General features: G+C 57.0%; 14 protein-coding genes and 5 tRNA genes. 5 read left to right on the top strand and 14 right to left on the bottom strand.

The window, feature by feature from the left end:
- Window positions 1–235 precede the first annotated feature (235 nt).
- Window positions 236–1504 (bottom strand): UDP-N-acetylglucosamine 1-carboxyvinyltransferase, encoded by a 1269-nt coding sequence (gene murA / locus CHU71_RS02790; protein ID WP_147760104.1) that lies wholly within the window; start codon window positions 1502–1504, stop codon window positions 236–238.
- A gap of 76 nt (window positions 1505–1580) precedes the next feature.
- Complete coding sequence (ramA, locus tag CHU71_RS02785) at window positions 1581–2420, bottom strand: acetate metabolism transcriptional regulator RamA (protein ID WP_049160464.1); 840 nt, start codon at window positions 2418–2420, stop codon at window positions 1581–1583.
- Window positions 2421–2675: 255 nt separating this feature from the next.
- Here ramA and cysK point away from each other — a divergent pair, with 255 nt between their 5' ends.
- Together cysK and epsC are read left to right on the top strand one after the other, a co-directional pair.
- Window positions 2676–3611 carry a cysteine synthase A gene (gene cysK, locus CHU71_RS02780; RefSeq protein ID WP_049064319.1) on the top strand — a complete coding sequence of 312 codons (936 nt, stop codon included), beginning with the start codon at window positions 2676–2678 and terminating at the stop codon, window positions 3609–3611.
- Between the two features lie 72 nt (window positions 3612–3683).
- Entirely contained in the window at window positions 3684–4247 is a 564-nt protein-coding gene (gene epsC, locus CHU71_RS02775) for a serine O-acetyltransferase EpsC (RefSeq protein WP_086890779.1), read from the top strand.
- A gap of 70 nt (window positions 4248–4317) precedes the next feature.
- On the opposite strand, the gene CHU71_RS02770 is transcribed toward epsC, so the two are convergent.
- From CHU71_RS02770 to CHU71_RS02745, 6 genes are all read right to left on the bottom strand, one after another.
- Entirely contained in the window at window positions 4318–4608 is a 291-nt protein-coding gene (locus tag CHU71_RS02770) for a GNAT family N-acetyltransferase (protein ID WP_147760103.1), read from the bottom strand.
- 55 nt (window positions 4609–4663) lie between these two features.
- Window positions 4664–4736, bottom strand: a tRNA-Phe gene (locus CHU71_RS02765).
- A 21-nt stretch (window positions 4737–4757) separates the two neighbouring features.
- A tRNA-Asp gene (locus CHU71_RS02760) sits at window positions 4758–4831 on the bottom strand.
- A gap of 375 nt (window positions 4832–5206) precedes the next feature.
- Window positions 5207–5449 (bottom strand): hypothetical protein, encoded by a 243-nt coding sequence (locus CHU71_RS02755; protein WP_147760102.1) that lies wholly within the window; start codon window positions 5447–5449, stop codon window positions 5207–5209.
- Between the two features lie 39 nt (window positions 5450–5488).
- Window positions 5489–5565 (bottom strand) — tRNA-Asp (locus CHU71_RS02750).
- Between the two features lie 49 nt (window positions 5566–5614).
- A tRNA-Glu gene (locus CHU71_RS02745) sits at window positions 5615–5687 on the bottom strand.
- 82 nt (window positions 5688–5769) lie between these two features.
- On the opposite strand from CHU71_RS02745, the gene CHU71_RS02740 reads away from it, so the two are divergent.
- Window positions 5770–6102 (top strand): metal-sensitive transcriptional regulator, encoded by a 333-nt coding sequence (locus CHU71_RS02740; RefSeq protein ID WP_046646025.1) that lies wholly within the window; start codon window positions 5770–5772, stop codon window positions 6100–6102.
- Between the two features lie 374 nt (window positions 6103–6476).
- Here CHU71_RS02740 and CHU71_RS02735 read toward each other — a convergent pair.
- Window positions 6477–6549 (bottom strand) — tRNA-Lys (locus tag CHU71_RS02735).
- 82 nt (window positions 6550–6631) lie between these two features.
- Entirely contained in the window at window positions 6632–8134 is a 1503-nt protein-coding gene (locus tag CHU71_RS02730; protein WP_147760101.1) for an acetyl-CoA hydrolase/transferase family protein, read from the bottom strand.
- 179 nt (window positions 8135–8313) lie between these two features.
- Here CHU71_RS02730 and dusB point away from each other — a divergent pair, with 179 nt between their 5' ends.
- On the top strand, window positions 8314–9459 hold the full coding sequence (dusB, locus tag CHU71_RS02725) for a tRNA dihydrouridine synthase DusB (RefSeq protein ID WP_005531378.1): 1146 nt from the start codon (window positions 8314–8316) through the stop codon (window positions 9457–9459).
- Between the two features lie 49 nt (window positions 9460–9508).
- Window positions 9509–10237: a phosphate signaling complex protein PhoU gene (gene phoU / locus CHU71_RS02720; RefSeq protein WP_046646027.1), complete on the top strand. Its 729-nt coding sequence runs from the start codon at window positions 9509–9511 to the stop codon at window positions 10235–10237.
- Between the two features lie 222 nt (window positions 10238–10459).
- On the opposite strand, the gene pstB is transcribed toward phoU, so the two are convergent.
- The 4 genes from pstB to pstS all read right to left on the bottom strand — a co-directional run bounded on the left by pstB (window position 10460) and on the right by pstS (window position 14455).
- Window positions 10460–11233 (bottom strand): phosphate ABC transporter ATP-binding protein PstB, encoded by a 774-nt coding sequence (gene pstB / locus CHU71_RS02715; protein ID WP_005531374.1) that lies wholly within the window; start codon window positions 11231–11233, stop codon window positions 10460–10462.
- A 42-nt stretch (window positions 11234–11275) separates the two neighbouring features.
- Window positions 11276–12187, bottom strand: coding sequence for a phosphate ABC transporter permease PstA (gene pstA / locus CHU71_RS02710; RefSeq protein WP_046646029.1), 912 nt, complete (start codon window positions 12185–12187; stop codon window positions 11276–11278).
- A gap of 13 nt (window positions 12188–12200) precedes the next feature.
- Complete coding sequence (gene pstC, locus CHU71_RS02705; protein ID WP_005531370.1) at window positions 12201–13247, bottom strand: phosphate ABC transporter permease subunit PstC; 1047 nt, start codon at window positions 13245–13247, stop codon at window positions 12201–12203.
- A 113-nt stretch (window positions 13248–13360) separates the two neighbouring features.
- A complete protein-coding gene (gene pstS / locus CHU71_RS02700; protein ID WP_147760100.1) occupies window positions 13361–14455 on the bottom strand; it encodes a phosphate ABC transporter substrate-binding protein PstS in 1095 nt (364 codons plus the stop codon).
- Window positions 14456–14498 lie beyond the last annotated feature (43 nt).

The following is a 14498-nucleotide window of genomic DNA, read 5'->3' as shown; positions in this document are numbered from 1 at the left end:
CACTACACAACAAGCAGCCACCATTTAAATAGTGACAGCCCATCATGAGCAAAAAATTATTTTCGTCAGGGCCTGTTTTCCTCCCGCCACTTCAGCCAGTCACTGCGTGACTGTGGGCGCTGTCGGTCGCGCTGACTCACATAAAGTTACACACCACAACCAACCAACACAAATCCCCAGCACACAACGCCTTTTGGCGTGCATACTCGGGAGTAAAAGAGACGTCGTCAAGCGCTTAGTAAAGCTCCGGCTCTTGGGTGCGCTCGATGGTAGCCCCTAGACGCGTCAGGTTCTCCACAAAATTGGGATACCCGCGGTCAATATGGAAGACGTCGTGCACCGTAGTCACCTCATCCGCGCACAGTGCGGAGAGAACCAAACCGGCGCCCGCCCGAATATCGGAACTCCACACATGCGTGGACGACAGCCTTTCCTGGCCGCGGATGACCACGTGGTGACCGTCCACCTGTGCATCGGCGCCAAGGCGCAGCATCTCGTCCACGAAGCGGAAGCGGGACTCGAAGACGTTCTCGGTGATGATGGTGGTACCATCCGCAATCGCAGAAAGACCGATGGCCATCGGCTGCAAGTCAGTGGGGAATCCCGGGAAAGGCAGAGTCTGATAATCCACCGCTACTGGACGCTTGCGCATGCAGACACGGAAACCGTTGTCATAAGCCTCGATTTCCGCGCCGGCGGACTTCAGCTTCTCTAGTGGCAGGTGAAGGTGGCGCGGAGCGATTCCACCGACCGTAATGTCGCCTTGCGTCATAACCGCCGCATAGGCCCAAGTGCCCGCAACGATGCGATCTCCGATGACCTTATGCTCGGTTGGATGCAGCTTCTCCACACCCCGAATCGTGATGGTAGAGCTTCCCTCCCCCTCGATATTTGCACCCATTTCCTTGAGCATCGTGCACAGGTCGACGATCTCGGGTTCGCGCGCTGCGTTGTGAAGAACGGTCTCTCCGTCTGCCAAGACTGCGGCGGTAAGGATATTTTCCGTAGCACCCACCGAAGGGAAGTCGAGCTTGATGCTTGCACCATGAAGTCCATCAGCTTCCGCAACCACAGCACCATGTTCAATGCGTGTGCGGGCACCCATCTTTTCCAGACCCGATTGGTGCATGTCGAGTGGTCGCGAACCAATAGCGTCTCCGCCAGGCAGCGCTACCTTGGCATGACCACACCGAGCAGTCAGTGGGCCGAGCACGCAAACTGAAGCGCGAAACTGCCGGACTGCATCAAAATCAGCATTAGACTGCGGTTTCTTTGGGACCGTGATGGAAACGACGGAGCCGTCAATTTCCACTTCACAGCCGAGACCTTCAAGAACTTTGCACATCAGGGGCACATCGAGGATTTGCGGACAGTTGGTCAGCGTCGTAGTGCCCTCTGCGAGAAGGGCTGCGGCCATGAGCTTGAGGACGCTGTTCTTGGCGCCATCAACCACAACCGTGCCTTCGAGTCGAGCACCGCCGGAGACAATAAATTGGTCTTTCACATCTCCCTAAACTACCGGATGCCCCTGAAAAACTTCTGCGAGCTTCAGGGGCATCCGGTCTAAAAAGTTGAATCTATCAGGGCAAAGCGCCAATTCGACGGGCAGCATTGACCGCTTCGTAGCGAGTGTGTGCGCCCAATTTACGCATCACAGAGCGCAAGTAAGACTTAACGGTCTCGGCACCAATGCCCATTTCTTCTGCGGCCTCCACATTGGTATGACCGAGCGCGACACAGGACAAGACGTCGAGTTCGCGGGCAGAAAGCTTGGTGGACTGCTTGACCCGCACCGGGGAAACCATCTGGTCGCACAGAGCTTCAAGCTCCTTGCGCAGGTCTTCATCCTCAACCCGATTAGCCAACATGCGCAGTTTGGAGTGCGTGGAGCGAACCTGCTCCCACTCCGCACCGTTCATGACATGGCCGCGCGCTGCGCCACTCTTACCGCCGTCGGCGCGACGCATAGCGGAGTTAACTGCCAAATCTTGCTCCAGGCAGCGGGCAGTCATGGTCACCTCTTCGATGACTTTGTCACCCAGGCGCACCGGCGAGTGGACACCCACGTAAAGCACTCCACGAATTTCGCGTTGCACAGTAACGGGAACAGCAACAATGGAGTGCAGGCCCTCGTCCTGGATGTGACGGTCGTTTTCGTGCGAGATGGTCGTCGCGCGAGAGTAGTCCGAGACACCAACCGCGCGCCGTGTGCTAACAACGCGACCACCGACGCCTACACCGGCATCGATAATGAGGTTTTGCAAAGCGGGAGTGCGAAGCCCAACCCACTGAGTGATTTGCAGGCGGTTATCAGGAAGCAGGGTTCCATACATCGTGACGGGAATGCCGGTTGCGGTCTTCAGGGAAGACAGGGCGGCGCGTACGGCTTCGTCATCATCTTTGAGGCGATGCGGCTCCATGAGAATCTCTCCTAGTTGGGGGTAACCAGTAGGTGCACCCATACCCACCACACGATTCGGAGGTAAAAGAACACCTTCACCGCAGTATAACCGGCGAACGGGGGTAATAATAAATCGCCGTACCATTAAACATTGATCGGAATCCAACAAACGGTGCCCGAATGATCGGTACAGAATTTATATACCACTTGGTCTAGTGGCGTGGTGTACAGTGACTGGGGTACGCAAGAACAGATTTCCCAAGGAGTCCACAAAATGGCTGTTTACAACAACATTCTGGAAACCATCGGTAACACTCCGCTGGTACGCCTCAACCGCCTCACCGAGGGCCTCGACGCCGAGATTCTCGTTAAGGTTGAGTCCTTTAACCCTGCTAACTCCGTTAAGGACCGTATTGGCAAGGCCATTATCGACGCCGCCGTTGAATCCGGCGAGCTGAAGCCAGGCGGCACCATCGTTGAGGCAACCTCCGGCAACACCGGTATTGCACTTGCCTTCGCTGGCGCCACCTTGGGTTACAAGGTCATCCTCACTATGCCGGAGACCATGTCCAACGAGCGCAAGGTTCTGCTGCGCGCTTACGGTGCAGAGATTGTCCTCACCCCAGGTGCTGCCGGCATGAAGGGCGCAGTCGACAAGGCAAACGAGATTATCGCCAACACCGACAACGCCATCCTCGCTTCCCAGTTCGCCAACGAGGCAAACCCGAAGATCCACGAGGCAACCACCGGTCCGGAGATCTGGAAGGACGCAGAGGGCAAGGTTGATGCCTTCGTCGCAGGCGTGGGCACCGGCGGCACCGTTACCGGCGTGGGCCGTTACCTGAAGTCCCAGAACCCGGACCTGCACCTGGCTGCAGTCGAGCCTTCTGACTCCCCTGTTCTTTCCGAGGGTCACGCAGGTCCGCACAAGATCCAGGGCATCGGCGCAAACTTCGTCCCTGAGGTTCTCGACCGCGAGCTTCTCGACGAGGTCCTGACCGCCACCAACGAGGAGGCAATCGCAACCTCCCGCAAGCTGGCAACCGACGAGGGTCTGCTCGTTGGCATCTCCGCTGGCGCGAACGTCTCCGCTGCTTTGAAGCTGGCTGCACGCCCAGAGTTCAAGGGCAAGACCATCGTGGTCGTCCTGCCGGACTTCGGTGAGCGCTACGTCTCCACCGTCCTCTTCGAGGACATCCGCGAGGCATAATTTCCTATCACTTGAATGAAAAGCACCCATCTTCTTGGTGGGTGCTATTTCTATGCCCGTAGTATGGACCACATGAACATCCTGAAGATGATCCGCGAGGATTTGGCGAACGCCCGTGATCATGATCCAGCTGCCCGTAGTGATGCAGAAAATGCCATTGTCTACTCAGGCTTGCACGCAATTTGGGTTCACCGCATCTGTCACTGGATGTGGAAACGCGGATGGCGCGGCCCTGCACGAATTCTGGCGCAGATTAACCGCTTCTTCACCGGCATTGAGATTCACCCTGGAGCCACCATTGGCCGCCGTTTCTTCATTGACCACGGGATGGGCATCGTGATTGGTGAGACCGCCGAAATCGGCGATGGCGTCATGATTTATCACGGCGTCACCCTGGGTGGTCAGGTTCTTACTCAGACCAAGCGCCACCCCACTGTCCAAGACAACGTCACGATTGGCGCTGGCGCCAAGGTGCTGGGCCCTATCACCATCGGTGAGGGCTCCGCTATCGGTGCGAACGCGGTCGTCACCAAGGACGTGCCGGCAGAGCACATTGCCATCGGTATTCCGGCCACAAATAGGCCGCGCAAGAAGGACGAGCGCATCAAACTGGTCGACCCAGACTACTACATCTAGCTGCTGCTTTGCGACGTCGCCAAGCGCGGAAAAGTGGGTCCCACACGAACGTGGGGCCCACTTTTAGGTTTTAGTTCTCGAGCAGGTGCTGGTATTCCGGGTTCTTCCCGATGAAGCTCGCGACGGCAGAGCAGCTAGCGATGACGCGCTTGCCGGCGGTGGATTCATCCTCCAGCGCGGCCTTGATGAGCGGTTTGGACAGGCCCTGGCCTTGGAAGCCCTCGTGGACCACGGTGTGGTGGAAATCGCGGGTTTCTGCGGTGTCGGCGTACTCCGCGAAGCCGGCCTCTTCCCCATCGACGGTAATTACGAAACGGGAGGTGTCAGTTTGGCGTGCAACAGAAGTAGTCATGCGGCCCATTAAACCACTTCTGCAAAACCAAAAGAACCCCCTTCTGAAGAAGGGGGTTGATTTGTGGCCAGAGCCAGGATCGAACTGGCGACCCCACACTTTTCAGGCGTGTGCTCTACCGACTGAGCTATCTGGCCAGAAGCCGCTAAGGACTTCGGCGACCCTGACGGGACTTGAACCCGCGACCTCCGCCGTGACAGGGCGGCGCGCTAACCAACTGCGCCACAGGGCCATATTCTATTGTTGTTGTGCTCTCTGGCACGAGTAGTTACTCTACACAACGTTCTTGAAGCTAGACAAATCCGCACCTTAACAGCAATTTCAGGACAATTCTTTAGGGCTATTTGGCGCTGCTTTGCTTCCACGGCGGGGCTAACGCGACCAGCACTCGGCCGAGAAGAAGAAACCTGCACAGTTGCCAACGAAGGCTCCAGATCGTCGATCAGAGACGCTCAAATTGTCAGTTAGGACGATCCTCACCATAGGTCTCGCGTTGAGTCTCGTTTGACCGTGCGGCGTTGGTCGTGACTTGCGGCCTATCGAAACCCACTGGCTCGAAGGTCGACTTTGACCCTGGCTATGTCATCGAGCTCGATGCATCCAAAATTCACACCGCGCTTTCCGACGTCCCGCCAGCATCCTCCGCACGCGTCGGCCAGGTAGCCACCCCAGTCAGCGCAAGCACCAGCGCAGCCACCGCGTCTAGCAGGCCTAGTCGTGCCCCGCTGCCATACCTATCTTGTTCACCGATTGTCTCGGGCACACACTGCACGCAGATACCGACTAAAGTTCTAAGCAAAGAGCGCATGACCCAGAACACAATTGCGCCACCGGAATGGGACTTGGACATGACAAAAGCCGGCCCCAATCCTGGAACCGGCTTGCAATATGGCGACCCTGACGGGACTTGAACCCGCGACCTCCGCCGTGACAGGGCGGCGCGCTAACCAACTGCGCCACAGGGCCATATTGAATTGTGGCCTTAAAAAGACCGGTATGAAGCAAAAGAGCTTCGTACCCCCAACGGGATTCGAACCCGTGCCGCCGCCGTGAAAGGGCGGTGTCCTAGGCCGCTAGACGATGGGGGCCCGTTGCCTTGAAGCAACTTTTTAAAAATATACTGGAGATGCCACGCGATACAAAATCGCCCCGGACGAAAGGCGAAACATCATGTCTGACCAGCACGAAACCTGCGCTTGTCATGAGCCACATGTGCACGGCTACAACGCGGATAGTGAAAACAAGGCAAAGTACCTTACCCGCCTTAAGCGCATCGAGGGTCAAGCCCGCGGCATCCATCGCATGATCGAGGAAGACCAGTACTGCATCGACATCATCACGCAGATTTCCGCGGTGACCTCTGCCCTAGAAAACGTCTCTTTAGCACTCCTCCAGGACCATATCGAGCACTGTGTGGCCGGCGCCGCCGCCGAGGACGGCGAGGTAGCCAAAGAAAAGCTAGAAGAAGCGATGACCGCCATCAAAAAGCTGGTCAAGCACTAAGCTTTTTACCCAACAATGTTGAGGTAATCCTCCCGCTCCTCCGCGAGGATTGGAGTCCGAGAAGCACCCGATGGTGTAGCTGTTGTTAATGTTCGGGCGCATCATTTCATAATGCGCCCGCATGCGCGGAGGACCGATTGAGCGCTTGATAGCAAAATAGCCCCCACCACGAATCCACAGGACGCTGCGTCGGCAACACAGGCGCAGATGTTGCCCTGAATATAGCTGCACCGGCCACCGACCTGACGCGGCTTGGCTGCATTGTTTGGAAGAAACGTTTCTCCCTATGCTCTCTTCACCCCGGATCAAAAGCCCTGATAACCACCAGGCAAGTAAAAATCCCTCGGCATCGTTATGCCGAGGGATTCCTGCTGTGGGCCCTCCGGGGCTCGAACCCGGGACCTGCGGATTAAAAGTCCGTAGCTCTACCAACTGAGCTAAAGGCCCAACGCTGAACCAGTCTAGTATCCCAGTCCAGTAAATACGAAATAACCCCCGGCAAACTGCCGAGGGTTAACGTTGCAAGCGATTAGCCGCGCATGTCGCCCTTCTCAGCGAAGTTGATCTGGAAATCGAATGCGGTCTTCAGATCATGCGGGGTGTGGACGAACTTGTTCGCCTTCGCGCGCTCAAAGTACTCCTCCAGCATCGGACGGTAATCCGGGTGCGCCACGGCGATGACCTTCTCCACGCGCTCACGCGGTGCGAGACCACGCAAGTCAGCGACACCGTACTCGGTGATGATGACCATGGTGTCGTGCTCGGTGTGGTCAGTGTGGGAAACGAAAGGAACAATCGCGGAGATTGCGCCGTCCTTTGCCACAGACGGGGAAACGAACGTGGTGATGTAACCGTTGCGGGTGAAGTCACCGGAGCCGCCGGTGCCGTTCATGATGCGGGAGCCGCCAACGTTGGTGGAGTTGATGTTGCCGTAAATATCGGCCTCAATCATGCCGTTGGAGGAAATGAGACCCACGCGGCGGATAACCTCCGGGTGGTTGGAGACCTGCTGCGGACGCAGGATGATGTGCTTGCGGTATCGCTCAGCTTCAGCGTTCATCTTCTCTGCGTACTCCGGGGAAAGTGCAAAGGAGGTCGCGGAAGCAACAGTCATCTTGCCTGCGTCGATGAGGTCAAGCATGCCATCCTGGATGACCTCGGTGTATGCCTGAATGTTCTCAAACTTGGACTCGAGCAGACCTGCCATCACAGCGTTTGGCACGTTGCCCACACCAGACTGCATGATGAACTTGTCGTACTCAAGGCGTCCAGCAGCAACCTCGCCTTCGAGGAACTCGATGAAGTTAGCGGCGATCTTCTCAGAGACCTCATCCGGTTCCTTAAACGGAGCATTGCGGTCCGGAGCATTGGTCTCAACAACTGCAACGACCTTCTCGGTTGGAAGCTCGATGTAAGTGGTACCGATACGGTCATCAACCTTGGTGATTGGAATTGGCTGGCGGTTTGGCAGCTTCTCAATCTTGTAGATATCGTGCATACCCTCGAGCTTCTCGGACTGCCAGGAGTTAACTTCCAGAATAATCTTGTCTGCAGCCTCGATATACTCAAGGTTGTTGCCTACTGCGGAGGACGGGATGATATTGCCGTCCTCGAGGATACGAACGACCTCGATGATAGCTACCTGGAAGTCACCGTAGAAGCCCTCTTCAACCTGCTGGCCAGAGTGGGACAGGTGGATGTCCTGGTAAAGAATCTCACCGGCGTTTGCCTTGTTACGCAGCATCGGATCGGAGTTGTACGGGGAGCGGAAGCGCAGAGCGTCTGCCTCCGCCAGAACACCGTCACAGTCCGGAGCGGTGGAAGCACCGGAGAAGAGATCGATCTTGAATTCTTCGCCAGCTGCGTGTGCAGCCTTAGCCTTTTCAGCGATGGCGGTCGGCAGCGCCTTTGGGTAGCCAGCACCGGTGAAGCCGGAGATTCCGACACGGTCACCGTTGTTGACAAACTTTGCAGCCTCGTCAGCAGAAACAACGAGGTCCTTAAATGGCGCGTATGCGATCCTATCGGACAAGGTAAATCCTCCTTTTTATACGGGAAAAGACCTAGGTAACGGTCCACCCCTGCGAGTTACATGCACCACATTAGCGAACTTGTTGAGGTTTTACCGAAATCTTCGCAAACTTACACACCCCCGTCACACCGTCTTCCACAACTTGCCACCCAACCTGCTAAAAGAGCACAATTGGCTGCGTGAATCTTGCAATCGGAAAAATCGAGCTCAACTCCCCCGTTGTCCTAGCCCCTATGGCGGGCGTGACCAACGTGGCTTTCCGCACGCTCTGCCGCGAACAAGAAATAGAGAAAACAGGCACCGTCTCAGGCCTGTATGTGTGCGAAATGGTGACGGCGCGCGCCCTCGTGGAGCGCAATGAAAAGACCATGCACATGACCACCTTTGGGCCGGAAGAAAACCCCCGTTCATTGCAGCTGTATACCGTCGATCCGGAGTACACATATAAAGCAGCCAAGATGATTGTGGACGAGAACTTGGCAGACCACATCGACATGAACTTCGGCTGCCCCGTACCTAAGGTGACCCGTCGTGGTGGCGGCTCCGCCCTGCCCTACAAACGCCGCCTCTTCGGCAACATTATCGCAGCAGCGGTAAAGGCAACTGAAGGAACCGACATCCCGGTTACCGTAAAGATGCGCGTGGGCATCGATGACGAGCACCATACGCACCTTGACGCCGGCCGTATCGCCGTCGAGGAAGGTGCAGCCGCGGTTGCACTCCACGGACGCACTGCCGCGCAGCGCTACTCGGGTCATGCCGATTGGAACGAGATCGCACGCCTGAAGGAACATCTCGCCGACTCGGGCATTCCCGTGCTTGGCAACGGCGACATCTTCAAGGCCACCGATGCGCGCGCGATGATGGAGCAGACAGGCTGCGACGGCGTCGTCGTCGGTCGCGGCTGCTTGGGCCGCCCGTGGCTCTTTGCAGAACTATCCGCCGAGCTGCGCGGCGAGCCCATCCCGGCAGAGCCGACACTGGGTGAAGTAACGAAGACTATGATTCGCCACGCAGAGTTACTTGCACAGCACGACGGCGAGCGCCAGGCAAGCCGCGATATCCGCAAGCACGTGGGTTGGTACCTGCGTGGATTCCCAGTCGGCGGCGAGGTTCGCTCGGGCCTGGCACGCGTCGAATCCGTGGATAACCTGCGGGAACTATTGGCACCGTGGGCTAATTCGCAGGCGCTTGCCGACGACGCAGATGGCGCCCGTGGGCGTCAAGGCTCACCCGCCAAGGTGGTCCTTCCGGAAGGTTGGCTGGACGACCCAGAGGACGCTACCGTGCCGGAGGGCGCGGAAATCATGCACTCCGGTGGATAAATAAAACCTTAACGAGCGCTAGACCAAAAATTGGTCTATTATTCTCGACATGCGTACCGCTTATCGCGAACACCTCGACGACTTCTCGCATGACCTCATCATCATGCGAGACATCGTCCACACCATCATGACCAAAGCCTCCGAAGCCCTTCTGGAATCCGAACTCCAGCCGGCCGAGGAGTCCCTGTCGCTGCGCGATGACCTCGACGAAGTTCGCACTCGCTGCGAGGAACGCGCAGTGCTGCTCCTCGCCCTCGAAAACCCCATGGCCAAGGATCTTCGCCAGGTAGTTTCCTCCATCTACATCGTCGAGGATCTCTACCGCATGGGCCGCCTGGCGCAGCACGTCGCCTCCGCTGCTCGGCGCCGCCACCCCGAGTCCGTCCTCCCTGCTGACTGCATCGGCTACTTCGAGGAGCTCTACCGCCTCGTCACTGACATGAGTAAAAAGCTCCGCGAAATCCTCGTTACGCCGGACCCCGACACCGCATTGAGGATGGCTTCTGAGGATGACGCTGTCGACGACATAAACCACTATCTCCTCTCCTACTTAACGCAACGAGAGTGGAAAGCAAGCGTGCGCGAAGCAGTTGAAACCGCTCAAATGACGCGCTACTACGAGCGCTTCGCGGACCACTGCGTCGCTGTGGCAGGCCGCATCATTTACCTGTCCACGGGCTTGGCACCAGAGGAATACATGGCCAAGCTAAGCGAGGAAGAGCGGGATAAGGAATTCGAATCCCGCATGGCCGAATTGGAGCGTCAGTTCCGCCGCTAAAAGCAATAACCCGACTAGACCTTTTCAAGCCGCAATTGAAGAGGATAAGTCGGGTTTCTGCGTTTGCACATAAATTATCTACGCAAGTCTAAATACACTTCAGGATTCGGTATCACGCAATCCGGGGAATAAAAGGGGCCCTCGCATTCCGCAGCAAGATAGTCGCAGGAGTGCGAGGGCTCTACGCGTTCACAGGAACGAGCAAGAAGTGAGACTGGTGCTTTAGCCGAAGCGGCCGGAGATGTAGTCCTCGGTGTCCTTCTTGGATGGGTTCTTGAAGATGGTGGTGGTGTCATCGAACTCTACGAGGTGGCCCGGCTTACCGGTCGCCTCGAGGGAGAAGAAACCGGTCTTGTCAGAGACACGAGCTGCCTGCTGCATGTTGTGGGTAACGATAACGATGGTGAAGTTTTCCTTCAGTTCGTGGATGAGGTCCTCCACAGCCAGAGTGGAAATTGGGTCGAGTGCGGAGCAAGGCTCATCCATGAGGAGAACCTCTGGTTCGACTGCAATCGCACGAGCGATGCACAGACGCTGCTGCTGACCACCGGAGAGGCCGCCGCCCGGCTTGTCCAGACGGTCCTTAACCTCGTCCCAGAGGTTTGCGCCACGCAGGGACTTCTCAGCAACTTCCTTCAGCTTCTTTTTGTTCTTCTCACCAGACAGACGCAGGCCAGCCACGACGTTGTCCTCAATGGACATGGTTGGGAATGGGTTCGCCTTCTGGAACACCATGCCGATGGTGTTGCGAACGGAAACTGGGTCAACCTTCGGGCCATAGATGTTCTGGCCGTCGAGAAGAATTTCACCCTTCACGGATGCACCTGGGATGACCTCGTGCATGCGGTTGAGGGTACGCAGAACGGTGGACTTGCCACAGCCAGAAGGGCCAATGAATGCGGTAACTGCCTGTGCTGGAATCTGCATGTTGACGTTCTGTACGGCGTGGAAGTCACCGTAGTAGATGTTCACGTCGTTGAGCTCAAGCTTTGACATTGAAAGATACTCCTGTTGAGAGGTTTTAAGTGGGACGGCGTTTTACTTCTTGACGGAGAACTTCGCAGAAATGATGCGAGCTCCAATGTTGAGGATTGCGATGATGAGGACCAGGGTGAGCGCAGCGCCCCACAGTTTGTCCAGAACAGCCGGCTGTGCACCGGACTTGTACATGTCGAGCATCATCAGCGGCAAGGAGGACATAGCGCCGTCCATTGCATCCCAGTTGATGGAAGAGGTGGAACCCACCAAGACCAGAACCGGAGCGGATTCACCCATAACACGGGCCACAGCCAGCATGATGCCGGTGACGATGCCGGAGAGGGCGGTCGGCAGAACGATTCGCGCAATGGTCTTCCACTTTGGAACACCCAGGGCGTAAGAGGCCTCACGCAGGTCCATTGGGACCACACGGAGCATTTCCTCGGTGTTGCGGACGACAATTGGAATCATCAGCAGAACCAAGGAAAGTGCCACAGCCATACCGGAGCGCTCGAAGCCGAAGAGAGTAATCCACATTGCGAAGACGAACAGTGCAGCAACGATGGAAGGAACACCAGAGAGGATGTCCACCATGAAGGTGGTCAGGCGGCTAAGCAGGCCACCGCGGGAGTACTCCACCAGATAGATAGCGGTGAAGATACCGATTGGCACGGAGATAAGCGTCGCGAGAATCGTCTGTACGAAAGTACCGATAATGGCGTGGAGTGCACCGCCACCGGCTTCGGTGTCGAGGATTCCGCGCTGGGAAAGGGTCCACCACTCGGGGTTAAGGATGGCACCAGCACCGCGGGTGAAGAGCTCCCACAGAACCCAGACGAGCGGAATCATGGCCAGAATCATCGTGGCCCACACGATGATGGTGGCGACGTTGTTGGCAGTCTTGCGGCCTGCAGAGATATCGAGGAAGACAGAACCGGAATTCTGAGGCAGAGTCTTTACTGGAGTAGACATTGTTTTCTTCCTCCTACTTGTTCTTCACGATGGAACGGGCAATGGCGTTGACCACGAAGGTCAGGAAGAACAGCATGAGACCGGCCGCGATGTATGCACCTGCACGCATCTCGTTACCGAACTCGGAAGCTGCTAGAGCAATCGCCGTTGCGAAGGTAGTACCTCCGTCGAAGAGCGAGAAGCGGAAGTCAATCAGCGGGGAGACAACCATGTACAGAGCCATGGTCTCACCCAGTGCACGGCCCAGACCCAGCATGGAGCCTGCGATGTAGCCGGACATACCGAATGGCAGAACGGTCATGCGGATAACTTCCCAGCGGGTCGCGCCGAGTGCCAAAGCGGACTCGATCTGGCCCGGAGGCGTCTGGACAAAGACCTCACGTGCGGTAGCAGCGATAATCGGCAGAATCATCACTGCCAGCACGATGCCACCGGTAAAGATGTTGCGGCCGGTAGTGAAGGACGGCGAGTTGTCGTACGTCGTGAAGAGGAAGAAGCCACCAGCCCAAGAGTGCAGCCAGGTGTAGAAACCGGACAAAGCTGGGCCGAGCACCTGCCAGCCCCACAGACCGTAAACAATCGAAGGAACTGCTGCGAGCATGTCAACGAGGAAGCCCAGTGGCTTAACCGCGCGTGCCGGAGCGTAGTTGGAAAGGAAGATGGCGATACCGAGTGCAATCGGCATGGCAATCAACAAAGCCACGACGGAGATGAGGATCGTCGATCCGAACATGGTCGGGATACCGAACTTCATTGCGTCGGTGTCGTTGGTTTCCCAACGCTGACCGTAGGTAAAGAATCCCAGGAATCCGCCCTCATTGACGTTGAGCGCAGGAACTGCGCGCCAAATCAGGAAGGCAGCGATAGCCGCAATCATCACCGTGATGAGCGTTGCGGAAGCAGTGGAGAGGAACTCAAAGACGCGGTCGCCGGGGCGCTTTACGCCCGCGCCGGTAGCAACGGAAGCTACCTCAGGACCGTCAGTGCCGAGTGCAGGCTGGGACGTTGTGATTACGTCCTGCTCATCGACCGGCGCCGTGGTGAGATTGTTGTCTGCCATGAGACTACGAAATCCTTTTCAACGGAAAGTTTGGAAATTATAAGACATACCGCAGCCCCCAAAGGCGCTCAGTGGAACGGATTTGGGGGCAAGCAGTGTATGGGCCCAGAGGATTACTGGATTGCTTCGACCGCAGCCTTCAGGCGGTCAAGGTGGTCGCCGGCGACTGGGATGAAGCCAGCAGCCTCGAGGTCAGCGTTCTGGTTCTCCAGAACGGTGTTCATGAAGGCCTTCACCAGAGCGGAGGTCTCCTCATCGTAACCAGCGGAGCAAACGATGTTGTAGGTGGTGAGGATGAGTGGGTAAGCACCAGCGGTGTCGGAACCGAAGAGAGCCTCGGAGTCAACAACCATGTTGTGCTCGGAGCCGGTCTCCTTGAATGCCAGGTTGTCGAGTGCAACACCGACGGACTCGTTGGAGAGCTCTACAGGGCCGTTGCCGAAGTCGATCTTGGCAATCTTAACGCCGTCGCCTTCCTTCTGGTGTGCGTAGCCAGCCTCAACGTAGGTGATTGCACCCTCGATGGAAGCAACCTGGTCAGCAACACCGGAGGAGCCGTTTGCGCCCTCACCGACAGCGTCTGGGAACTGCTTGCCCTCATCGTCCCAGTTACCGGTAGCGGTCTTCAGGAACTTCTGGAAGTTATCAGAGGTACCAGACTCGTCAGAACGGAAGATGACGGTGATGTCGGTGTCAGGAAGCTCGGTGCCCTCGTTGGCAGCCTTAATCTCTTTGTCGTTCCACTTGGTGATCTCGCCCTTGAAGATCTTTGCCAGGGTCTCGGTCTTCAGGTTGACCTCGGAGTCACCCAGGTTATAAGCGATAGCAACTGGGCCGATGGTGGTTGGCAGGTGCCATGCGTCGTTGCCCTCGCAACGCTCCTTGGCAGCCTCAACCTCACCCTTGTCTTCCTTCAGAGCGGAGTCGGAACCAGCAAAGTCAACGGTGCCGTTGGTGAAGGCCTCAACACCCGCGCCGGAACCGGAAGAGGTGTAAGAGAAGTTAGCGTCTGGGTAGTCAGCCAGGAATGCCTTCTCAAAGACGGACATTGCGCTCTTCTGGGAAGAAGCACCCTCGCCGGTGAGGTCACCGGAGACCTCAGAGCCGCCCTCAGAGCCGGAGCCGGACTCAGAGCAGGCAACGAGGCCGGTGGAAGTTGCGGCGATGATGCCGAAAATTGCAGCAGTGCGCTTGAAGTTGCGAGTCACGGGAAACCTTTCAACGAAGAACAGAGATTGTTAGTCCGAGGAA

The organism is Corynebacterium sp. LK14 (assembly GCF_008042215.1).
GTDB classification, from domain to species: Bacteria; Actinomycetota; Actinomycetes; order Mycobacteriales; family Mycobacteriaceae; genus Corynebacterium; species Corynebacterium striatum.
Note: the sequence above shows the minus strand (reverse complement) of the source record. Positions and strands in the feature narration are given on the sequence as shown.